Here is a 20,669-nt window from a genome sequence, read left to right on the forward strand (position 1 = left end):
TCGGCACACACGACTTCTCACGGTCGGTGTCAGGGTGCGTCAGGAGTGGTTGGCCACTCCAGTGTCTAGCGAGTTTCGACCAAAGGGGTCGGAGTCGCGACGACGCTTCCTGCTTGCTGTGGTGACAAAAGACACCCTGTCAGCAAAAGCTTTGTCAGGAGGAGGAATCAACCATCGGCAGCGGACGATATGAAGCGTCTTGAATAAAGCCTAGTGCTACACGGTCCGATGGTTGTGCGTCTCCACCCCACACGTATCCCTGATAATTCGGGTGCTGCCGCGCGCAGAATCCGCAACGGGTTGGCATTTACCGCGATCTTCGATAGGGAGGACCGCGCGTCATGGCTTAAGGCGTTATTTCCGAAGCATTCGCTCGGATCGTCTGAAAGCGACTGCACTTTGTGAACTGGCCGTGAAGATGAGCTCCGAAGGCGAGTGATAACTCAGCGATCTGGCTTGTTTCAGGCCTCATGTCACCTGCGCTTGTTACGTTCCCAGACCTTCCGTTATCCAGCGAAAGCCCCGTCGGACGGCCTTGCGTCCTTGTGAATTGCGATGGTCAGGGCCGGTGGTGACACCGTTGGTCCGCTGTCCAGGCCGCTTTTGGCGACGTTCGCGACTATAGCAGCAATCATTAAGTGCTTCAAATCCATAAAAAATTGTTATGATTTGCGGCATGACAAATATTGCCCCCCCAACCTCCGGCGTCCAGCTGGTTGAGGTTGCGCCGGAACTTGCCGGTCAACGCATCGATAATTTTCTCTTCACATACCTCAAGGGCGTGCCCAAGACGTTGATTTACCGCATTTTGCGTAAAGGCGAAGTGCGTGTGAACAAAGGTCGGATCAAGCCTGAGTACAAGCTGCAGGGTGGCGATATCATTCGCGTACCACCCTTGCGCCTGCCTGAGCGTGACGAGCCCGTCCCTGTGGCCCAAGGCCTGTTGCAGCGCCTTGAAGCGGCTATTGTCTACGAAGACAAGGCGCTTATCGTGCTGAACAAGCCTGCTGGCATCGCTGTGCATGGCGGTAGCGGTCTGAACTACGGAGTGATCGAAGCCTTTCGTCAGATGCGTCCGGATGCCAAGGAATTGGAGTTGGTCCACCGGCTCGACCGTGACACGTCCGGCCTGCTGATGATTGCGAAAAAACGCAGCATGCTGCGCCATCTGCATGAAGCATTGCGCGGTGATGGCGTCGACAAGCGCTACATGGCGCTGGTTCGTGGGCATTGGGCTACCGCCCAGAAACGGGTCAGTGCGCCGTTACTCAAAAGTAACCTGCGTTCCGGTGAACGCATGGTCGAGGTCAACGAAGAGGGCAAGGAGGCGCTGACTATCTTCAAGGTGCTGCGCCGCTTCGGTGATTTCGCCACCATGGTCGAGGCCAAGCCAGTCACCGGGCGTACTCACCAGATTCGCGTTCACACCCTTCATGCCGGGCATTGCATCGCCGGCGACACCAAGTACGGCGACGAAGACTTCAGTCGCGAAATCCGTGATCTGGGCGGCAAGCGCCTGTTTCTGCACGCGTACATGCTGACGGTGCCGTTGCCCGATGGTGGCGAGCTGAAACTGCAAGCGCCGGTCGATGAGATGTGGGCCAAGACCGTGGAGCGATTGAGTGCGCCCTGACTATAAATTGCTGATTTTCGATTGGGACGGCACGCTGGCCGATTCCATTGGTCGTATCGTCGAGGCAATGCGCGTCGCGGCCAGTCTCTGTGATATGCCGGTACGCGATGATTTTGCGATCAAGGGCATCATCGGGTTGGGTCTACCTGAGGCGATTCGTACGCTGTACCCGGAAATCAGTCCAGAGCAGATGCTGGGTTTTCGTGGGCATTATTCCGATTGTTATGTTGCGCTCGAGGCCGAGCCGTCGCCGCTGTTCGCTGGGGTGGTGCAGTCACTCGCCGCGTTTCGTGCCGAGGGGTATCAGTTGGCGGTCGCCACGGGCAAGTCGCGTCGGGGTCTGGATCGGGTGTTGAATGCACACGGTTGGCAGGATTATTTTGAAATCACCCGTGCCGCTGACGAAACCGCAAGCAAGCCGGATCCGTTGATGCTGCACGAGATCCTTCGGCATTGCGACGTCACGCCCGCGCAGGCACTGATGATCGGCGATTCATCTTTTGATTTATTGATGGCGCGTAATGCAGGCATGGATTCGGTGGCAGTGGGTTACGGTGCACAATCATTGGCATCGCTGCGCGCATTCGATCCGCGTCTGGCTATCGAGAGTTTTTCCGAGCTGCGTAGCTGGTTAGGTAGTACTGAATCTTTTTAGGGTGATAAAACATGTCGGACGAATGGAAGGGCAGCGAGTCTGAAGTCACGGACAGCAAGACTGACGACAGAAGCTGGAAGCTGCTGGAAAAAACCTTGCTGGCAGGCGTTCAAGAGCAGCGTCGTTCGCGGCGCTGGGGCATTTTCTTTAAATTGCTGACGTTCGCTTATCTTATTGGCGCGCTGATGTTGTTCACCCCGTTGATGGATTTCAAAAAAGACGTGTCACGCAGCGACAACCACACGGCGCTGATCGACGTGCAGGGCATGATCGCGGACAAGGAGTCGGCCAGTGCCGATAACGTCGTCGGCGGCCTGCGTGCGGCCTTCGAGGATTCGAAGACCAAAGGCGTGATCCTGCGCATCAACAGTCCTGGCGGCAGCCCGGTGCAGGCTGGCTACATCTACGACGAAATACGTCGATTGCGCGCCGATAAGCCGAACATCAAGGTGTATGCGGTCATCACGGATCTCGGCGCTTCCGGTGCCTACTACATTGCCAGCGCTGCAGACCAGATCTATGCCGACAAGGCGAGTCTGGTGGGCTCCATCGGGGTGACGGCGGCCGGTTTCGGCTTCGTCGGGATCATGGATAAGCTGGGCGTGGATCGTCGTACCTACACGTCGGGTGAGCACAAGGCTTTCCTTGATCCGTTCCAGCCACAAAAGGCCGATGAAACCCAATTCTGGCAGGGCGTATTGGATACCACTCATCGCCAGTTCATTGCCAGCGTCAAGCAAGGTCGCGGTGATCGCCTGAAGGATAAAGACCATCCCGAGCTGTTCTCTGGTCTGGTCTGGACGGGTGAGCAAGCATTGCAGCTGGGCCTGATCGACGGTCTGGGCAGTGCCAGCTACGTTGCCCGTGAGGTGATCGGTGAGAAAGAAATGGTCGATTACACCGTTGAAGACTCGCCTTTTGATCGCTTTTCGAAGAAGTTGGGCGTTAGCATGGCTAACCAGTTGGCGATGTGGATGGGCTTCCAGGGTCCGGCGCTACGTTAATAAGGCAGCTGTCTGTGTGAAAAGAAACCCGACCATTGGTCGGGTTTCTGCATTTCAAGACTAAGGAACTGTGAGCCCTTCCACGAGCAACATGTCGATCAGGCGAATCAGCGGCAGGCCGATCAGGCTGGTGGCGTCACTGCCCTCGGTGCTGCGAAGCAGGCTCACACCCAATCCTTCGGCCTTGAAGCTGCCTGCGCAATCGTAGGGCTGCTCGGCGTGCAGGTAGCGCTCGATGCTGGCTTGATCCAGAGCGCGCATGTGTACGGTGAACGGCACGCAGTCGACCTGACAGTGGCCGGTACGGCTGTTGAGCAACGCCAGGCCGGTCAGGAAGGTCACACTGGCGCCGCTGGCCGCAGACAGTTGCTCCAGGGCGCGCTCGAAGGTGTGGGGCTTGCCGAGGATCTGTCCATTGAGGACCGCGACCTGGTCCGAGCCGATGATCAGATGGTCGGGGTGGCTGCTGGCGAGGGCCTGCGCTTTCTCCCGGGCCAGGCGCTGAACCAGCTCGATGGCGGGTTCTCCAGGCTGGCGGCCTTCATCGATAGCGGGTGAGCTGCAGATGAACGGCAGACGCAGGCGAGCGAGCAATTCGCGGCGGTAGGGTGAGCTGGATGCGAGTAGCAGGGACGGCATGCTGTTCTCCGTGAGTGAAAGTTGATTGTAATCAGCGGCTCCGGTTGCGCACACACCTGAATTTCCTTTGACAGGGGAGGGGGTCATCCCTAGAATGCTGCGCCTATGTTGAATGACCCGATTCCACCTCACGTTGACCCGCGCAAATTAGCTGATCGTGGCACTACTCTTCAGGGAGAAGTGCCGCTGGCTGATTTGGAGAGACTCTGCGACCCGCTTTCCGATAACCTCGGTACGGTGCAGGCGAAATTCGTTTTTGAGCGTGACGAGCGCAGATCTGTGGTTATCCACAGCTCCATCGACGTCGAAGTCAAAATGGTTTGCCAGCGTTGTCTTGAGCTGGTCACCCTGCCGATCCACAGCGAATGCAGTTACGCCGTGGTGAAGGAGGGTGCGAATACCCAGTCGTTACCGAAAGGTTATGACGTGCTGGAACTGGGCGAAGATCCATTGGATCTGCTGGCATTGATCGAGGAGGAGCTTTTGCTCGCCTTGCCCATTGTGCCTGCTCATCATCCGGAAGAATGCCAGCAGCCGGCGGACCATCAAGTGTCCGAGCCGAGCGTGGACGAGGTAACGCGGTCCAACCCGTTCAGTGTATTGGCGCAGTTAAAGCGTGACCCAAACGTTTAGGAGTTAATCAATTATGGCTGTTCAGCAGAACAAAAAATCCCGCTCTGCCCGTGACATGCGTCGTTCGCACGACGCTCTTGAGGCAAGCACTCTGTCTGTAGAAAAAACCACGGGTGAAATTCACCTGCGTCACCACGTATCGCCGGAAGGTGTTTACCGTGGTCGCAAAGTGATCGATAAGGGCGCTGACGAGTAATTTCTTGTCCGCTCCGATCATCGCGATTGACGCAATGGGCGGGGACTTCGGTCCCCGCAGCATTGTGCAGGCGAGTATTGCTTGTTTGGTCGCAACACCCTCGCTGCACCTGACCCTCGTCGGTCAAGCCCCCCTCATTGAAGAATTGATAGCCCGCCATTCCGGTGTGGATCGCTCGCGTCTGCGCGTTGTAAACGCCAGCGAGGTGATCTCCATGGATGAGCGTCCCTCTCAGGCCTTGCGCGGCAAGCCCGATTCGTCGATGCGTGTGGCGTTGGGGCTGTTGGCCGATGGTCAGGTTCAGGCCTGTGTCAGTGCGGGTAATACCGGTGCACTGATGGCGCTGTCACGCTTCGTGCTCAAGACCTTGCCTGGCATCGATCGGCCGGCCATGGTCGCGGCCATCCCGACTGAGCGTGGTTATTGCCAGTTGCTGGATCTGGGGGCGAACGTCGATTGCAGTGCCGAAAATCTCTATCAGTTTGCCGTGATGGGGTCGGTCGCGGCTGAGGCGTTGGGCGTTCCCAGGCCTCGGGTCGCGTTGCTCAATATTGGCACCGAGGACATCAAGGGTAATCAGCAGGTCAAGCTGGCGGCCAATCTGCTACAGGCCGCGCCGGGTTTGAATTACGTCGGTTTCGTCGAAGGCGATGGTGTGTACCGTGGCGAGGCGGATGTCGTTGTATGCGACGGTTTTGTCGGCAATATCTTGCTCAAGTCCAGTGAAGGATTGGCGACGATGATTGGTGCGCGGATCGAATCGCTGTTCAAGCAGAATCTGCTTACCAAAGCGGTGGGCGCCTTGGCATTGCCGATGCTTAAGCGCTTGCGGGCCGACCTGGCACCGGCACGACATAATGGTGCGAGTTTTCTGGGATTGCAGGGTATCGTCGTGAAAAGTCATGGCTCTGCGAGTGTGCAAGGCTTTCAAAGTGCAATCCAGCGGGCCTTGATCGAGATTCAGGAAAACCTGCCGCAGCGTTTGAGTGGACGTCTGGAGGAGTTGCTTTAGGCTGCGGTGCTGCGAACGTAGCTGCAAGAAAGGAAATGTGACACTGATGACTGACCTGTCATCCAACTGTCCAGTCACTTAACTTAGAATTCTTGCGCCGGGCTTGGCCGGGCGCCAATTTTCGACGACAAATCATTAGGGGCTTGTTCAATGTCTGCATCCCTCGCATTCGTCTTTCCGGGTCAAGGATCGCAGTCCCTCGGTATGTTGGCCGAGCTGGGCGCGAAATATCCGCTGGTCCTCGACACTTTCGCCGAGGCCTCCGCAGCCTTGGGTTATGACCTGTGGGCGTTGACCCAGCAGGGGCCGGAAGAGCAACTCAATCAAACCGATAAAACCCAGCCGGCGATCCTTACGGCCTCCGTGGCGCTGTGGCGCCTGTGGTTGGCTGAAAGCGGTGCACGCCCTGCGTTTGTTGCCGGACACAGCCTGGGCGAATACAGCGCGTTGGTAGCCGCTGGCAGCCTGACCTTGAGCGATGCGGTCAAGCTGGTGGAGCGCCGTGGTCAGTTGATGCAGGAGGCGGTGCCGGCAGGTCAGGGTGGCATGGCTGCGATTCTGGGGCTGGACGATGCCGCTGTGTTGGCTGCTTGCGCCGAGGCCGCTCAAGGTGATGTCGTCAGTGCAGTGAATTTCAACTCGCCGGGCCAGGTGGTGATCGCAGGTTCCGCTGCCGCCGTCGAGCGTGCCATCGAGGCCTGCAAGGCCCGTGGTGCCAAGCGTGCAATGCCGTTGCCGGTCAGCGTGCCGTCCCATTGCGATCTGATGCGTCCGGCGGCCGAGCGCTTCGCTGAATCCATCGAGGCGATCGCCTGGCAGGCGCCGCAGATCAAGCTGGTACAGAATGTCAGCGCGTCAGCGGTGACAGATCTTGCTACTCTCAAGCGCGATCTGCTGGAACAACTGTATAAGCCTGTGCGCTGGGTCGAGTCCATTCAGTGCCTGGCAGCCAATGGCGCGACCCAACTGGTCGAGTGCGGGCCAGGAAAAGTGCTGGCCGGTTTGAACAAGCGCTGCGCCGAAGGCGTGACGACCTACAACCTTAATACCCCAGATGCCTTCGCCGCCACCCGTGCGGCATTGGCCTGATTAGGAGAAGCTTGCATGAGCCTGCAAGGTAAAGTTGCACTGGTCACCGGTGCGAGTCGCGGTATTGGTCAAGCCATTGCCCTTGAATTGGGCCGTAACGGTGCGATCGTGGTCGGGACGGCAACGTCTGAGTCTGGCGCCGAGCGTATCAGCGCGACCTTCAAGGAGAACGGCATCGAAGGCTTCGGGCTGACGCTGGATGTCTGCAGTGCCGAGTCCGTGAACGCGACCCTGGCCCTGATTCAGGAGCGTGTTGGCGCGCCTTTGATCCTGGTCAATAACGCCGGTATCACCCGTGACAACCTGATGATGCGGATGAAAGATGATGAATGGCATGACGTCATCGACACCAACCTGAACAGTCTGTTTCGGCTGTCCAAAGGTGTTTTGCGCGGCATGACCAAGGCCCGTTGGGGCCGAATCATCAGTATTGGGTCGGTTGTGGGTGCCATGGGCAACGCAGGCCAAGTAAACTATGCCGCTGCGAAGGCGGGTCTGGAAGGTTTCAGTCGGGCCCTGGCCCGTGAAGTCGGTTCGCGTGCGGTCACCGTGAATTCGGTTGCACCCGGTTTTATCGATACTGATATGACCCGTGAGCTGCCAGAAGCGCAGCGTGAGGCGTTGATTACCCAGATTCCTTTGGGGCGTCTGGGGCAGGCTCAAGAGATCGCGCATGTGGTCGCTTTTCTTGCGTCTGAAGGTGCAGGCTACGTGACCGGGGCTACAATCCCGGTGAACGGCGGCATGTACATGAGCTGAATGTGACGGATCGCTTCAAAAAAATGTCATACGAGCTGTCTAAAATCCGTTATAAAGCTGCAATCTATTAATAGGCAGAGGGCGGGGTGGTGCGAGAGGGCAAGCATTGAGCTTGAAATGCGTAAAACCTCTTCTATACACTTACCCACTGGCCAGCTGCCTGAATTTGTCTACTTAGGAGTTAAAACAAGGTATGAGCACCATCGAAGAGCGCGTCAAGAAAATCGTTGCCGAGCAGCTTGGCGTCAAAGAAGAAGAAGTGGTCAACACTGCTTCTTTCGTTGAAGACCTGGGTGCTGACTCCCTTGATACCGTGGAGCTGGTGATGGCTTTGGAAGAGGAATTCGAGACCGAAATCCCTGACGAAGAAGCGGAAAAAATCACTACCGTTCAATTCGCTATCGATTACGTTACAGCTCACCAAGCGAAATAGTTTGTAGTCGTCGCTTGCTGTCAGGGAAAAACCGCACTGCCTTTACTGGCGTGCGGTTTTTTCTTTAGAACCGATCAAAAGTGTCGTCAATAGAAGAAAAGGAGAGTGCTGTGTCGCGTAGACGCGTCGTGGTCACCGGTATGGGTATGTTGTCGCCATTGGGCACGGATGTGCCGAGCAGTTGGCAAGGTATTCTGGCTGGCCGCAGTGGCATTAGCCTGATCGAACACACGGACCTTTCGGCCTTCACCACTCGTTTTGGCGGCTCGATAAAGGGCTTCAAAGTCGAGGAGTATCTGGCGCCCAAAGAGGCCCGGCGTCTCGACCTGTTCATTCAGTACGGTCTGGCCGCCAGCTTTCAGGCGGTGCGCAATTCCGGACTTGAAGTCACCGATGAAAACCGGGACCGCATTGGCGTTGCCATGGGGGCGGGTATCGGTGGCTTGACCAATATCGAGAACAACAGCCGCTCGTTGCACGAGCAAGGGCCAGGACGGATTTCGCCGTTTTTCGTGCCGGGCTCGATTATCAACATGATTTCCGGCTTCCTGTCGATCCACTTGGGTGTACAGGGGCCTAACTATGCCATCGCCACGGCCTGTACCACCGGTACCCATAGCATCGGCATGGCCGCGCGCAATATCGCTTATGGTGAAGCTGACGTGATGATTGCCGGCGGCGCCGAAATGGCCGCCTGCGGTCTGGGCATGGGTGGCTTTGGTGCGTCGCGGGCGCTGTCTACCCGCAATGACGACCCCGCTCGTGCAAGCCGTCCGTGGGACAAGGGGCGCGATGGTTTTGTTCTGTCCGACGGTGCCGGCGCTTTAGTGCTCGAAGAACTGGAGCACGCCAAAGCGCGTGGCGCGACTATCCATGCCGAGCTGATCGGTTTTGGCATGAGCGGTGATGCCTATCACATGACCTCGCCACCTGAAGACGGTGCTGGTGCCGCACGTTGCATCGCCAACGCGTTGCGCGATGCCAAGGTCAACGTCGATGAAGTGCAGTACATCAACGCTCATGGCACGTCGACCCTGGCCGGCGATCTGGCCGAAGCGTCGGCGATCAAGACTGTCTTTGGCGAGCACGCCTACAAGCTGGCGGTCAGTTCGACCAAATCGATGACCGGTCACTTGCTCGGCGCAGCCGGTGCGGTCGAGGCGATTTTCAGTATTCTGGCCATCAATGGTCAGGTGGCACCGCCGACCATCAACCTCGATGAGCCGGGTGAAGGGTGCGATCTGGACTTTGTCCCGCATCAGGCCAAAGCCCTGCCGATCGACGTCGTGGTCTCCAACTCCTTCGGGTTTGGCGGCACCAATGGTTCGCTGGTGTTCCGTCGGTTCGCTGAGTGATGTCGAGCTGGATCGATGGTCGTCCGGCCGACGCCTTGTCTGTTACGGACAGGGGACTGGCTTATGGCGATGGTTTGTTTGAAACCATCGCCGTCAAGGCGGGACAGCCCTTGTTGCTCGAGCGTCATCTGCAACGGCTGACGTCGGGTTGCAGCCGATTGGCGATTACTGCGGATCAATCATTGATCCGCAGTGAATTGATCGCCTTTGCCGCGCAGTTGGGTGAGGGCGTGATGAAGCTGATCCTCACCCGTGGCGACAGCCTGCGCGGTTATGCTCCGGCGCCACAGGCGCAACCGCGCCGCATTCTCCAGGGCGGCCCGGCGCCGGCCTATCCTGCGGCTCATGCAGAGCAGGGAGTTCGCCTGTTTCAGTGCCTCACCCGTTTGTCCGAACAACCCTTGCTGGCCGGGCTCAAGCACCTGAACCGGCTGGAGCAGGTGCTCGCCCGCAGCGAATGGCAGGACAGCACCTATGCCGAAGGGCTGATGTGCGATACCTCCGGGCGCGTCATCGAAGGCGTGTACAGCAATGTGTTTCTGATCAAGGACGGCGCGCTGCTGACCGCTGACCTGAGTCGTTGCGGGGTGGCCGGGGTGATGCGTGCCGAGCTGCTGGCCCAGGCACACACGCTGGGCATTGCCACCGAAGTGCGCGACGTCCAGATGACGGATCTGGAACAGACGGATGAGATTTTCCTGTGCAACAGTGTCTACGGTGTGTGGCCGGTGCGCGGGTTTGCACAGCTGAACTGGCCGGTTGGTCCGCTCACCCGTAAACTGCAGGGTATTGCTCTCGCGCTTTTGGATGTTTGATCAGTGATCCGTAAATTGTTGGTGTTGCTCGAAGGTTGCCTGGTCCTGGCAGGATTACTGCTGGGCGTGTCTGCCTGGCAGCAGGGTGCTGCACTCAAACAGCCCCTGAAACTGACTCAGGAGCAGTTGCTCGACGTTTCCGCAGGTTCCACGCCCACTGGCGTGCTCAATCGCCTGGAGGCCGACGGGGTGATCACGGACGCCTTCTGGTTGCGCCTCTACTGGCGTTTCAACCTGGCCGGCCAATCATTCCATGTCGGCGAATACCGCATGGCACCCGGAATGGATGCCAGGACGCTGTTGGCGATGTGGCGACGTGGCGATGTAGTGCAATACAGCCTGACACTGGTCGAAGGCTGGAATTTTCGTCAGGTCCGCGCAGCGTTGGCCAAGCAGGTCAAGCTCGAGCAGACCCTGACCGGGCTGAGCGATACCGAATTGATGACCCGGCTCGGTCACGCCAATGTGTTTCCCGAAGGTCGTTTCTTTCCCGACACCTATCGTTACGTGCGCGGCATGACTGACGTCGACTTGCTCAAGCAGGCGTACAACCGTCTGGATGAGGTGCTCTCGGAGGAATGGGCCAAGCGTGCGGCGGATGTGCCTTACACCGATCCGTATCAGGCGCTGATCATGGCCTCATTGGTGGAGAAAGAAACCGGCGTGCCTCAGGAACGCGGGCAGATCGCTGGCGTTTTTGTCCGGCGCCTGCAGATCGGGATGTTGTTGCAGACCGATCCGACCGTGATCTACGGTCTCGGCGAGCGTTACAACGGCAAGCTGACCCGCGAATACCTGAAAGAGTCGACACCCTACAACACCTATGTCATTTCCGGTTTGCCGCCGACACCGATTTCGCTGGTGGGGCGTGAGGCCATCCGTGCCGCGCTCAACCCAGTGTCCGGCACCAGCTTGTATTTCGTCGCGCGGGGTGACGGTAGGCATGTGTTTTCTGCCGACCTGGAATCGCACAACAACGCGGTTCGCGAGTTTCAACTAAAGCGGCGTGCGGACTATCGTTCCAGCCCGGCGCCCATTTCGGCCCCGGTTGCTGCGCCAACAGTCGAGTCCAGATTTGAGCCGACACCTGAGCCCAAGCCCGAGCTGACACCTGAACCGTTTCCTGAGTCAAAAGCCGAGCCGATCCCTGAATCAAAACCCGAGTCGGCACCTGAGCCGAAACCTCAGCCCGAAGCCACGCCTGCGCCCGCACCGACTGTCCCGCCGACTGTCCCGCCGACGGCGACTCCGACTGTACAAGGCGAGCAGAGCCCGCAATGAATATGATTAAGGACTGCCTGTGACTGGCTTGTTTATTACCCTGGAAGGTCCGGAAGGCGCTGGCAAAAGCACCAATCGTGAATACCTGGCCGAGCGTCTGCGCGCCCGGGGCATCGATGTCGTTCTGACCCGCGAGCCGGGTGGTACACCGTTGGCCGAGCAGATTCGCGAACTGTTGTTGGCGCCCGGCGAAGAGTCGATGAGCGCCGATACCGAGTTGTTGCTGGTATTCGCTGCCAGAGCCCAACATCTGGCTGAAGTCATTCGTCCAGCACTGGCTCGTGGAGCGGTGGTGCTGTGCGATCGGTTCACGGACGCGACCTATGCCTATCAAGGTGGGGGGCGGGGCTTGTCCCACGAGCGAATCGCTGCCTTGGAAACCTTTGTACAGGGCGATCTGCGTCCCGATCTGACGCTGGTGTTCGACCTGCCGGTGGAAATCGGTCTGGCGCGCGCGACCGCCCGTGGTCGGCTTGATCGTTTCGAACAGGAGGGCCGGACATTCTTCGACGCCGTGCGCAGCACCTACCTGAATCGCGCGGCAGCCAATCCTGCGCGCTACCGTCTTGTGAACGCGGCGTTGTCGCTGCCCGAGGTTCAGCAATCGCTCGATGATTTGCTGCCTGAGCTGCTGGAACGTCACCGTGGCTGAGGCCTACCCTTGGCAGGAAAGTCTCTGGCAACAACTGGCCGGGCGTAGTCAGCACGCTCATGCCTATCTGCTGCACGGCCCGGTGGGCATTGGCAAGCGCGCACTGGCGGAACGTCTGATGGCTCGCTTGCTGTGTCAGCGCCCGGAAGGGCTGGACGCTTGTGGTCAGTGCAAGTCCTGCATGCTGTTGGTGGCCGGCAGTCACCCGGACAATTATGTGTTGGAGCCGGAAGAAGCGGACAAGGCGATCAAGGTCGATCAAGTCCGCGATCTGGTCGGTTTCGTGGTGCAGACTGCGCAGATGGGTGGGCGCAAGGTGGTGTTGATCGAGCCTGCCGAGTCAATGAACATTAACGCTGCCAACGCATTGCTTAAAAGCCTTGAAGAGCCTTCGGGCAATACCGTGCTGCTACTGGTCAGTCATCAGCCGAGCCGACTGTTGCCCACCGTCAAAAGCCGCTGCGTGCAACAGGCCTGCCCGCTGCCCAGCGAGGCGATGAGCCTGGACTGGCTGGCCAAGGCGCTGCCTGATTGCACCGAGGATGAGCGTTTCGAACTGCTGACGCTGGCCGCAGGTTCGCCATTGGCGGCGGTCAGCCTGCATGCCCAGGGCGTGCGCGAACAACGGGCGTTGGTGGTAGATGGCGTGAAGAAGCTGCTTAAACAGCAGCAGTCGCCGACCCAACTGGCCGAAGGCTGGAAAGATATTCCGCTGCTGTTGCTGTTCGACTGGTTCTGCGACTGGTCGCATCTGATTTTGCGTCATCAACTGACTCAGGATGAAGCGGGCCTTGGTCTGGCCGATATGCGTAAGGTGCTGCAATACCTGGCGCAGAAATCTACCCAGGGCAAAGTGCTCGATATCCAGGATTGGGTGCTGGCTCAGCGGCAGAAAGTCATGTCCAAAGCCAACCTGAATCGTGTGCTGTTGCTCGAGGCGTTGTTGGTGCAGTGGGCAGGCTTGCCCGGACAAGGTTAGACTCCGCTCTTCGGATCACGTCACCAGGAGTTGCAATGAGCTTGCCGTCGAGTCCAGGTCCGCGTAATGGCATTTTGTCCCTGACGATCAAGGACAAATCCGTGCTGTACGCCGCTTATATGCCATTCATCAAAAACGGCGGTCTGTTCATCCCGACCAGCAAAAGCTACAAGCTGGGTGATGAGGTGTTCATGCTGCTCAATCTGATGGACGAGCCGGAGAAGATTCCGGTGACCGGCAAAGTCACCTGGATCACGCCCAAGGGCGCCCAGGGTAATCGGGCGGCCGGTGTCGGCGTGCAATTCAACGATGGCGACAATGCTGCCCGCAACAAGATTGAAACGTACCTGGCCGGAGCCCTCAAATCCGACCGTCCCACCCATACGATGTAGTTGTCATCTTGACCATGCTTGTAGATTCCCATTGTCACCTCGACCGTCTCGATCTCGCTGAACACGCAGGCTCACTTGATGCCGCCCTGGAGGCTGCCAGGGCGCGCGGGGTGGGGCATTTCCTGTGCATCGGAGTCAGTGCCGAGAATGCCGGCGCGGTCAAAGCCCTGGCTGAGCGCTATGACGATGTGGATTGTTCGGTGGGGATTCACCCGCTGGACTTGCAACCGGGCGCGGCGCCTGCGCTGGACTGGCTGCTGGAAGAGTTGAATCACCCTCGGGTGGTGGCGATTGGCGAGACGGGGCTTGATTACCACTATGAGCCCGAGGCTGCCGAGCTTCAGCAGCAATCGTTTCGTCTGCACCTGCAGGCGGCCAATCTCACGGGCAAGCCCGTCATCGTTCACACCCGCGGTGCTCGCGCCGACACCCTGAACCTGCTGCGTGAAGCCGCATTGCCCCAAGGCGGTGTGCTGCATTGTTTTACCGAAGATTGGGAGATGGCGAGGGCGGCGCTGGACCTGGGTTTTTATATTTCGTTGTCCGGCATTGTTACCTTCCGCAATGCTGATGCGTTGCGTGACGTGGCGCGTCAGGTACCCGCCGATCGCCTGCTGGTGGAAACCGACTCGCCTTATCTGGCGCCGATCCCTTACCGGGGTAAACCGAATCTTCCGCAATACGTGAGGGAAGTGGCAGAGTTCCTGGCGATGTTGCGCGGCGAGTCTTACGAGCGCTTCGCCGATCAGACCACCGAAAACTTCGCGCGCCTGTTCCCTCTGGCACACGTAAAGCGCTAGGCTTTTTCGCGTAACGGTTTTTCCGTGGACAAAAAAAACCCGGGTTCTGGGGGGTGAATCCGGGTTAAGACCATTAGGAGTAAAACAAAGGTACGCTATCCATTGGTACCTTTACTGGCGCGTCACTTGGGGGAGATGCAGCGCCAACGTATTAAGTATTGGTCAGGATTGCCGGGCGTCCAGCCGGATCGGCTGATTCTTTAAACAAATTTGGAATACCTGCGCTTCAGTTGAGTTCTCATGAAGTGGCCAATTGACGCACGATGGCCAAAGTTTCTTCAATCACCCGTGATTCGGTATAAAAATGCGGGGAAAGTCGAACGCCTGGGCCGCGCTGGACGCAAACCACCTGTTCCTGTTTAAGCCGCTCGAACACATGAGTGTTTGACACGCCATCGAGGCTGAAGGACAAAATGCCCGCACGTCGTTCAGGGTTTTTCGGGGTGTGCAGACGAGCGCCGGGAATGGCGTTCAAACCTTCTTCCAGCCAGAGTATGCGCTCGGCGATCGCTTTGCCGACCTCGTCCATACCGACTTCCTCGAGCAGAGAAAGGCTCGCCTCCAGTGCCATAGTGCCGAGCATGTTCGGGCTGCCGCATTCGAAGCGACGGGCCGATGCGGCGGGTTCCCAGGTAGTGCGGTTGTAGTCACCCATGTGCTCGAGCATGTGCCAGCCGAACTCGCTCAGCTTCAGATGTGGTCGCAAATCGCTGCGGCAATAGAACACGCCCAGACCTTCCGGACCCAGCAACCATTTATGGCCGTCTGCCATGGCGAAATCGCATTGGCTGGCCTGGACATCGAAAGGCAGGGCACCCAGGTGCTGAATGGCATCGATGCAGAACAGCACATTGCGTTGCTTGCAGCCTTGACCGAGGCGTTCCAGATCCAGACGCAGACCTGAGGCGTATTGCACCGCACTGATTGAGATCAATCGTGTGCGAGGTCCGCAGGCGGCGAGCAATGCGGCTTCCGGGTCGTCGCCTTTGAGGCTGACCTGAATCACTTCGACGCCTTTTGGTTCCAGCGCTTCCCAGACGATGCGGTTGGAAGGAAACTCTTCGTCGCTGATGACGATCTGATCGCCGGCTTTCCAATCCAGACCGAAAGCAACGAACGACAGTGCTTCCGACGTATTTTTGACCAGGGCGATGTCATCGGTCGATGGCGCATTCAACAAGCGCATCAAGCGTTCACGCAGGCGTTGTTCTACGACCATCCAGTCCGGATAGTCCCTTGCGCCCAGTAAAACGTTCTCCTGGGCGAAGCGGCTGACCGCGGTCGCGGCACGTTTGGGCCACGGAGCGACCGCGGCATGGTTCAAATATCGCAGGCCCGGAGCCTGTGCAAACTCATCAAGAAACGTAGACATGGTCGGATGATCCGTGCAATTTGGCGCAAGTTAGGCATAATACGCGGCTTCGATTTTGACCCCCAACAGACCTTTTCTTATGCAGAAAGAACCTCGTAAGGTCCGTGAGTTTCGTCGCCGTGAGCAAGAAATTCTCGATACCGCGCTAAAGCTGTTCCTCGATCAGGGTGAAGACAGTGTCACCGTCGAGATGATCGCTGATGCCGTGGGTATCGGCAAAGGCACCATCTACAAACACTTCAAGTCCAAGGCAGAGATTTACCTGCGCCTGATGCTCGACTACGAGCGCGATTTGAACGAGTTGCTCCACTCTGCCGACGTCGACAAGGATAAGGAAGCTTTATCCCGTGCCTACTTCGAATTCCGCATGCGTGATCCACAGCGCTACCGGTTGTTCGATCGTCTGGAAGAAAAAGTGGTCAAGGGCAACCAGGTGCCGGAGATGGTCGAGGAGCTGCACAAGATTCGTGCCTCGAACTTCGAACGCCTGACGTTGTTGATCAAAGGCCGGATCAGCGAGGGCAAGCTTGAAGACGTGCCCCCGTATTTCCATTACTGCGCCTCATGGGCACTGGTACATGGCGCGGTGGCGCTGTATCACTCGCCGTTCTGGAGCAACGTGCTCGAAGATCAGGAAGGTTTCTTCCAGTTCCTCATGGATATTGGCGTGCGCATGGGTAACAAGCGCAAGCGCGATAGCGATATCCCTCCAGGTAGCTGATGCATTCGGCGGCCTTATGGCGTCAGGTAGTGAATGCGTGGCCTGGGGGTGCAGGAATATACTCAGGTTAGGGTCTTGCTAAAACTTGATTTGTGAGTCAGGTTTTACAGGTCTTACTTTCTCTCGCCGGAGTTGTTCATGATCGTTGATCGTCAAGGCAGGCGTTTTCGCAATTTGCGGATCAGTCTGACTTCAGCTTGCAACTACGCGTGTACCTACTGTGTGCCCAATGGCAAACGGTTGGTTGCCGCGCAGGATGAGTTGTCGGCCGATGCCATGGCGCGTGGCGTGGCCTATCTGATCGAAGCCGCTGGCATCGAGCGTTTGCGCATTACCGGCGGTGAGCCGCTGGTGAGCCCGAAGCTGGAAGACTTCATGAGCCAGGTCGGTCAATTGGGTCTGGCTGATATCAGTCTGACCACCAATGGTCAGTTACTCGCTCGCAAGCTGCCGTTGCTGGTCGAAGCCGGTATTCGCCGGCTCAACGTTTCTCTCGATACTCTGGACCCTGCGGCCTTTCGCAAGATCGCTCGTGGCGGTGATCTGGCCACCGTGCTCGACGGTATGGCTCAGGCGCGCGCCGCCGGGATCAAAATCAAAGTCAATATGGTGCCGTTGCGCGGGCAAAACCTGGATCAGGTCATGCCGCTGCTCGACTACTGCCTTGAGCGCGGTTACGAGCTGCGTTTTATCGAGCTGATGCGCATGGGCCATCTGGCAAGCGATTCGAATGCATTCCTGCAGCAGTTTGTCAGCCTGCAACAATTGCTGGCGTTGATCGGCGAACGCTACGAGTACCTGCAAGCCGATGCGCCGGTGGATGCCACCGCCGTCCGTTATCAAATCCCCGGCCAGGGCTTTTTCGGCGTGATCGCCAACGAAAGCGTGCCGTTCTGCCGGACCTGCTCACGCCTGCGCCTGTCTTCCACCGGCTGGCTGCACGGTTGCCTGTCCTCCAGCAATCGCCATTACGTCGGCGACCTGCTGGACAAGCCGCGCCATGAAGCGTTGCCAGCGCTGCAACGGCTGCTGGTCAAAGCCTTGGGTGACAAGCAGGAAGTGGCTTTTTCGGGCGGCGCTACCATCATGAAAATCATTGGTGGGTAAGTCTGCCTGACACACTGCATCAAGCCATTCGCAGGCAAGCCTGCTCCCACAGAAGCCCGCACCTGTGCAGACTGTGTGAAAACCTGGCAATTCTTGCAACGGTCTAAGAAAATGCCTTCATCGGAAGATTGGGGGCATTTTTGTGGCATACATCCAAGGCATAGCGCGCGATCAGAGCAGTCTTTTTCCGGTGTCGCTGGAAGAATCCATTCCGGTAGACCACTTGGTCAGAGTCATTGATGCCTATGTCACCCAGCTCAATCTGCGGGAGCTGGGATTCGACAAGGCTGTCCTCAAGGGCAACGGGCGCCCGCCCTATGATCCGGCAGACCTGCTCAAACTTTATCTCTACGGCTATTTCCTCAGCATCCGTTCGTCACGCCGCCTCGAAGCCGAATGCCTGCGCAACATCGAAGTCATGTGGCTGCTCAATCAGCTCGCACCTGACTTCAAAACCATCGCCGATTTCCGCAGAGACAACGGTGCCGCATTCGCCGCCATCTGCCGACTCTTCATTCTTTTTTGCCGTGAAGTGGGGCTAATCGCCGGCAAGCTGGTTGCTATCGACGGCAGCAAATTCAAAGCCGTGGCCTCCAAGCGCCGTCATATGAGCCTCAAGCACCTTAAGCGCGATGAGGAAATACTGAACAAGAAGATTACCCAGTACCTGGCGGAGCTTGATCGGGCGGACAAAGACGACGCCGATCAGCCTGTGGATAAGCAGAAAGTCAAAGCCGCTTTGGCCCGTCTGAGCAACAAACGAGACAACAACCTGACCCGTCAGCAGGTGATGAAGGCGCTGGAAGTCGAGCAGTTCATCAGCACCGAAAGCGAGGCGCGGATGATGCGGGCGCCGCAAGGCATGGCCGTGGCGTACAACGTGCGGACGGCGGTGGATGCCGAGAACGGCTTGATCCTGCACCACGAAGTGACTCAGGACGGCGATGACCGCAAACAGCTTGAACCCATGGCCAAAGCGGCTAAAGAAGTACTGCAACAGTCAGAGCTGACGGTAGTGGCCGATGCCGGATATTCCCACGGCAAACAATTCCAGGCCTGTGAAGACGCGGGTATCACGGCGTATGTGCCGCTGAATCGAACGATCAACACGCGGGGCGGGGACGTAAAATTCTTTGACCGCACCCAGTTTACGTATGAGGCCCTGGACGATCAGTACCGGTGCCCGAATGGCAAGCTACTGACGCTGACGCAACTGAATCGCGGCACGCGTATTTACCACGCACTGCCCAGTGACTGCGCCCACTGCCCGCTGAAAAGTCAGTGCACCAAGACCTCCCGCCGGAAAGTAACGCGGCATGCGCATGAGGCCGCTTTTGAGCGAATGGAGCAGCGCATGCAGGCGCATCCGGAGAAGATGGTTGAACGAAGGTCCATCGTTGAACACCCCTTCGGCAACCTCAAGCAATGGATCATGGGCAATGGACGGTTCTTGCTACGCCAACTGAAAGGCGCGCGAATAGAGATGTCGCTGGCGGTGCTTGCCTATAACTTTAAAAGGGCGATCAATGTGCTGGGTGCGCGTGAAATGATGGCGAAGATGGGCTAAGCAGCCTTTTTTTGCGCCTGACAAACGTCCCAGGACTGGCCATGGAGCGCTCAAAACGCTTTGTCCCGGCGACGTGAAAACGAACAGCGATGATTTCGGGATCAAAGGCCAAAAACCAACGCCCCGACAAGTCGGGGCGTTGGTTTGAAACATGATCGTCAGGTTTTCACACAGCCTGTGTGGGAGCAGGCTTGCCTGCGAATGCGGCATGTCTGACGGATCGCATCAGGTCAATCAAATGCAAGTCAGCCCCTGCAGTCTGTGCTTGGCGCGGAAGCTGCATTAACCGGCCATTCGCCGGTTTTCCGTCACCGGTACTTGGAGGGGATGATGCGTAGCCTGGTTTTGCTACTGACGCTGCTGGCGTTAAGTGGTTGCATGAGTGTGAGTGATATGGGGCAGGGTGCTCATGATCAGATGAGTGATGCGGGCTTGCTCGATCATAGCGACACGACTCGGGCCAACAACCGGCGCTTGCAGCCAGATTCCTTTATTTATATCGCTCAGGGCGCGTTCGTTCCGCCTGGCAACGCGTATCCGCGGCCCAATGTCGTTGCTGAAGAAGCCTTCAACGGTTTTGTCGAATACTTCCCCATGGTTCGTCGTGCCAAGGCCCCGATGGGGCTGGATGAGGCCATGAACGAAGCGCGTGCGGCCGGTGCGAACTATCTGCTGTACACCCGTTTCGCCAAGGCCGACGACCGGATTGGCAACAGCGATGAATGGGCCGATCAACAAGCCGTGGATCGGCTGGGCGTCGACAGTGGTGTGATTCAACTAATGTTGATCGAAACCAACACCCGTTATTTGATCGATACTGCACGGATTCGCAGCCGGGGCGGATTTTTTACAATGCACAACACCAAACCCGAGGATTTGCTTGGTCCACCGTTGGAGGATTACGCTCGCAGCTTGATAGGTGCCAGTCGTTAAGGTCTTTTGTTAAGGAGAACCGCATGAGAGGTCCGGGCAAGGACAACGATCTGTTCGCGCAGATTCCCAAGTCGAAAGGGTTGCCGCCCGTTCACCTGTGGAACCCCGATTTCTGCGGCGATATCGATATGCGTATCGCCCGGGACGGCACCTGGTACTACCTCGGTACGCCGATTGGGCGCAAACCGATGGTGCGCCTGTTTTCCACGATCATGCGCCGTGACGATGACGATTATTTTCTGATCACTCCTGTGGAAAAGGTTCGGATCAAGGTGGATGACGCGCCCTTTGTCGCCGTTAGCCTTGAGGTAGAAGGCGAGGGCGAAGATCAGGTTCTACGCTTCACCACTAATGTCGACGATCAGACCGAAGCAGGCCCCGAGCATCCCTTGCGGGTGGAAATCGATCCGCATACCCAGGAGCCGGCACCCTATGTCCATGTGCGGGTCAATCTGGAAGCGCTGATTCACCGCAATGTTTTCTATCAATTGGTCGATCTGGCGGTGACGCGGGAGATCGACGGGCAATGTTGGTTGGGCGTGTGGAGCGGCGGAGCGTTCTTTCGAATCGGGCTGGAGCCCTGAAATTGGTCGGTAGTTGAACTAAAACTGTCTCTGACCCTGTGGATAATTGCCTGTCAGT

General features: G+C 57.9%; 23 protein-coding genes. 21 read left to right on the top strand and 2 right to left on the bottom strand.

Annotated elements, in window-relative coordinates; translation table 11 throughout:
• The first annotated feature begins 676 nt into the window (after positions 1 to 676).
• Genes rluC through AC1MEE_RS02490 form a run of 3 tightly spaced genes read left to right on the top strand, consistent with a single transcriptional unit; the run spans position 677 to position 3,292 of the window.
• Positions 677 to 1,633 carry a 23S rRNA pseudouridine(955/2504/2580) synthase RluC gene (gene rluC, locus AC1MEE_RS02480; RefSeq protein WP_480413641.1) on the top strand — a complete coding sequence of 319 codons (957 nt, stop codon included), beginning with the start codon at positions 677 to 679 and terminating at the stop codon, positions 1,631 to 1,633.
• The gene (locus tag AC1MEE_RS02485) at positions 1,623 to 2,288 is read left to right on the top strand and encodes an HAD-IA family hydrolase (RefSeq protein ID WP_480413642.1); all 666 of its coding nucleotides are present in this window, start codon (positions 1,623 to 1,625) and stop codon (positions 2,286 to 2,288) included. The genes rluC and AC1MEE_RS02485 overlap by 11 nt, the downstream gene beginning before the upstream one ends.
• A gap of 11 nt (positions 2,289 to 2,299) precedes the next feature.
• Positions 2,300 to 3,292, top strand: a complete 993-nt coding sequence (locus tag AC1MEE_RS02490; protein ID WP_480413643.1) for a S49 family peptidase — start codon at positions 2,300 to 2,302, stop codon at positions 3,290 to 3,292.
• A 60-nt stretch (positions 3,293 to 3,352) separates the two neighbouring features.
• Here the strand turns inward: AC1MEE_RS02490 and AC1MEE_RS02495 are convergent, their stop codons facing one another.
• Positions 3,353 to 3,931, bottom strand: coding sequence for a Maf family protein (locus tag AC1MEE_RS02495; RefSeq protein WP_480413644.1), 579 nt, complete (start codon positions 3,929 to 3,931; stop codon positions 3,353 to 3,355).
• 105 nt (positions 3,932 to 4,036) lie between these two features.
• On the opposite strand from AC1MEE_RS02495, the gene AC1MEE_RS02500 reads away from it, so the two are divergent.
• From AC1MEE_RS02500 to AC1MEE_RS02560, 13 genes are all read left to right on the top strand, one after another.
• Complete coding sequence (locus AC1MEE_RS02500; RefSeq protein ID WP_480413645.1) at positions 4,037 to 4,564, top strand: YceD family protein; 528 nt, start codon at positions 4,037 to 4,039, stop codon at positions 4,562 to 4,564.
• A gap of 13 nt (positions 4,565 to 4,577) precedes the next feature.
• Positions 4,578 to 4,760, top strand: a complete 183-nt coding sequence (gene rpmF / locus AC1MEE_RS02505) for a 50S ribosomal protein L32 (protein WP_002552688.1) — start codon at positions 4,578 to 4,580, stop codon at positions 4,758 to 4,760.
• Positions 4,761 to 4,764: 4 nt separating this feature from the next.
• Entirely contained in the window at positions 4,765 to 5,772 is a 1,008-nt protein-coding gene (plsX, locus tag AC1MEE_RS02510) for a phosphate acyltransferase PlsX (RefSeq protein WP_480413646.1), read from the top strand.
• Between the two features lie 150 nt (positions 5,773 to 5,922).
• The gene (gene fabD / locus AC1MEE_RS02515; RefSeq protein ID WP_480413647.1) at positions 5,923 to 6,861 is read left to right on the top strand and encodes an ACP S-malonyltransferase; all 939 of its coding nucleotides are present in this window, start codon (positions 5,923 to 5,925) and stop codon (positions 6,859 to 6,861) included.
• A 15-nt stretch (positions 6,862 to 6,876) separates the two neighbouring features.
• Positions 6,877 to 7,620: a 3-oxoacyl-ACP reductase FabG gene (gene fabG / locus AC1MEE_RS02520; protein WP_480413648.1), complete on the top strand. Its 744-nt coding sequence runs from the start codon at positions 6,877 to 6,879 to the stop codon at positions 7,618 to 7,620.
• Between the two features lie 193 nt (positions 7,621 to 7,813).
• The gene (acpP, locus tag AC1MEE_RS02525; RefSeq protein WP_480413649.1) at positions 7,814 to 8,053 is read left to right on the top strand and encodes an acyl carrier protein; all 240 of its coding nucleotides are present in this window, start codon (positions 7,814 to 7,816) and stop codon (positions 8,051 to 8,053) included.
• A gap of 110 nt (positions 8,054 to 8,163) precedes the next feature.
• Entirely contained in the window at positions 8,164 to 9,408 is a 1,245-nt protein-coding gene (gene fabF / locus AC1MEE_RS02530) for a beta-ketoacyl-ACP synthase II (RefSeq protein WP_480413651.1), read from the top strand.
• Positions 9,408 to 10,223 carry an aminodeoxychorismate lyase gene (gene pabC, locus AC1MEE_RS02535; protein WP_480413652.1) on the top strand — a complete coding sequence of 272 codons (816 nt, stop codon included), beginning with the start codon at positions 9,408 to 9,410 and terminating at the stop codon, positions 10,221 to 10,223. The genes fabF and pabC overlap by 1 nt, the downstream gene beginning before the upstream one ends.
• Positions 10,224 to 10,226: 3 nt before the next feature.
• Positions 10,227 to 11,504, top strand: a complete 1,278-nt coding sequence (gene mltG / locus AC1MEE_RS02540; RefSeq protein WP_480413653.1) for an endolytic transglycosylase MltG — start codon at positions 10,227 to 10,229, stop codon at positions 11,502 to 11,504.
• A gap of 19 nt (positions 11,505 to 11,523) precedes the next feature.
• Positions 11,524 to 12,156, top strand: coding sequence for a dTMP kinase (gene tmk, locus AC1MEE_RS02545; RefSeq protein WP_480413655.1), 633 nt, complete (start codon positions 11,524 to 11,526; stop codon positions 12,154 to 12,156).
• Entirely contained in the window at positions 12,149 to 13,135 is a 987-nt protein-coding gene (locus AC1MEE_RS02550) for a DNA polymerase III subunit delta' (RefSeq protein ID WP_480413656.1), read from the top strand. Before tmk ends, AC1MEE_RS02550 begins: the two co-directional genes overlap by 8 nt.
• A 35-nt stretch (positions 13,136 to 13,170) precedes the next feature.
• A complete protein-coding gene (locus AC1MEE_RS02555) occupies positions 13,171 to 13,527 on the top strand; it encodes a PilZ domain-containing protein (RefSeq protein WP_480413657.1) in 357 nt (118 codons plus the stop codon).
• A gap of 14 nt (positions 13,528 to 13,541) precedes the next feature.
• Entirely contained in the window at positions 13,542 to 14,327 is a 786-nt protein-coding gene (locus tag AC1MEE_RS02560; RefSeq protein WP_480416133.1) for a TatD family hydrolase, read from the top strand.
• A 238-nt stretch (positions 14,328 to 14,565) separates the two neighbouring features.
• Here the strand turns inward: AC1MEE_RS02560 and AC1MEE_RS02565 are convergent, their stop codons facing one another.
• Positions 14,566 to 15,699: an aminotransferase class V-fold PLP-dependent enzyme gene (locus AC1MEE_RS02565; RefSeq protein ID WP_480413658.1), complete on the bottom strand. Its 1,134-nt coding sequence runs from the start codon at positions 15,697 to 15,699 to the stop codon at positions 14,566 to 14,568.
• 79 nt (positions 15,700 to 15,778) lie between these two features.
• Between AC1MEE_RS02565 and AC1MEE_RS02570 the strand changes: the two genes are divergently transcribed.
• The 5 genes from AC1MEE_RS02570 (at position 15,779) to AC1MEE_RS02590 (ending at position 20,611) form a co-directional block, all read left to right on the top strand.
• Positions 15,779 to 16,420, top strand: a complete 642-nt coding sequence (locus AC1MEE_RS02570) for a TetR/AcrR family transcriptional regulator (RefSeq protein ID WP_480413659.1) — start codon at positions 15,779 to 15,781, stop codon at positions 16,418 to 16,420.
• 138 nt (positions 16,421 to 16,558) lie between these two features.
• On the top strand, positions 16,559 to 17,527 hold the full coding sequence (locus AC1MEE_RS02575) for a GTP 3',8-cyclase MoaA (RefSeq protein ID WP_480413661.1): 969 nt from the start codon (positions 16,559 to 16,561) through the stop codon (positions 17,525 to 17,527).
• A 142-nt stretch (positions 17,528 to 17,669) separates the two neighbouring features.
• Positions 17,670 to 19,094 carry an IS1182 family transposase gene (locus AC1MEE_RS02580; RefSeq protein WP_480413663.1) on the top strand — a complete coding sequence of 475 codons (1,425 nt, stop codon included), beginning with the start codon at positions 17,670 to 17,672 and terminating at the stop codon, positions 19,092 to 19,094.
• Positions 19,095 to 19,424: 330 nt separating this feature from the next.
• Complete coding sequence (locus AC1MEE_RS02585; protein WP_480413664.1) at positions 19,425 to 20,027, top strand: DUF4823 domain-containing protein; 603 nt, start codon at positions 19,425 to 19,427, stop codon at positions 20,025 to 20,027.
• 23 nt (positions 20,028 to 20,050) lie between these two features.
• Positions 20,051 to 20,611 (top strand): DUF1285 domain-containing protein, encoded by a 561-nt coding sequence (locus tag AC1MEE_RS02590; protein WP_480413666.1) that lies wholly within the window; start codon positions 20,051 to 20,053, stop codon positions 20,609 to 20,611.
• The last annotated feature ends 58 nt before the right edge of the window (positions 20,612 to 20,669 follow it).

Source organism: Pseudomonas sp. ASL3, assembly GCF_056680425.1.

What these genes read in the sequence shown, in the direction of transcription:
- acpP (WP_480413649.1), top strand. Translation starts at nt 7,814, where the DNA reads ATGAGCACCATCGAAGAGCGCGTCAAGAAAATCGTTGCCGAGCAGCTT.
- rpmF (WP_002552688.1), top strand. Translation starts at nt 4,578, where the DNA reads ATGGCTGTTCAGCAGAACAAAAAATCCCGCTCTGCCCGTGACATGCGT.
- AC1MEE_RS02590 (WP_480413666.1), top strand. Translation starts at nt 20,051, where the DNA reads ATGAGAGGTCCGGGCAAGGACAACGATCTGTTCGCGCAGATTCCCAAG.
- pabC (WP_480413652.1), top strand. Translation starts at nt 9,408, where the DNA reads ATGTCGAGCTGGATCGATGGTCGTCCGGCCGACGCCTTGTCTGTTACG.
- AC1MEE_RS02585 (WP_480413664.1), top strand. Translation starts at nt 19,425, where the DNA reads ATGCGTAGCCTGGTTTTGCTACTGACGCTGCTGGCGTTAAGTGGTTGC.
- fabG (WP_480413648.1), top strand. Translation starts at nt 6,877, where the DNA reads ATGAGCCTGCAAGGTAAAGTTGCACTGGTCACCGGTGCGAGTCGCGGT.
- AC1MEE_RS02495 (WP_480413644.1), bottom strand. Translation starts at nt 3,931, where the DNA reads ATGCCGTCCCTGCTACTCGCATCCAGCTCACCCTACCGCCGCGAATTG.
- AC1MEE_RS02570 (WP_480413659.1), top strand. Translation starts at nt 15,779, where the DNA reads ATGCAGAAAGAACCTCGTAAGGTCCGTGAGTTTCGTCGCCGTGAGCAA.
- AC1MEE_RS02575 (WP_480413661.1), top strand. Translation starts at nt 16,559, where the DNA reads ATGATCGTTGATCGTCAAGGCAGGCGTTTTCGCAATTTGCGGATCAGT.
- AC1MEE_RS02560 (WP_480416133.1), top strand. Translation starts at nt 13,542, where the DNA reads ATGCTTGTAGATTCCCATTGTCACCTCGACCGTCTCGATCTCGCTGAA.
- rluC (WP_480413641.1), top strand. Translation starts at nt 677, where the DNA reads ATGACAAATATTGCCCCCCCAACCTCCGGCGTCCAGCTGGTTGAGGTT.
- AC1MEE_RS02565 (WP_480413658.1), bottom strand. Translation starts at nt 15,699, where the DNA reads ATGTCTACGTTTCTTGATGAGTTTGCACAGGCTCCGGGCCTGCGATAT.
- fabD (WP_480413647.1), top strand. Translation starts at nt 5,923, where the DNA reads ATGTCTGCATCCCTCGCATTCGTCTTTCCGGGTCAAGGATCGCAGTCC.
- AC1MEE_RS02490 (WP_480413643.1), top strand. Translation starts at nt 2,300, where the DNA reads ATGTCGGACGAATGGAAGGGCAGCGAGTCTGAAGTCACGGACAGCAAG.
- AC1MEE_RS02500 (WP_480413645.1), top strand. Translation starts at nt 4,037, where the DNA reads ATGTTGAATGACCCGATTCCACCTCACGTTGACCCGCGCAAATTAGCT.
- AC1MEE_RS02555 (WP_480413657.1), top strand. Translation starts at nt 13,171, where the DNA reads ATGAGCTTGCCGTCGAGTCCAGGTCCGCGTAATGGCATTTTGTCCCTG.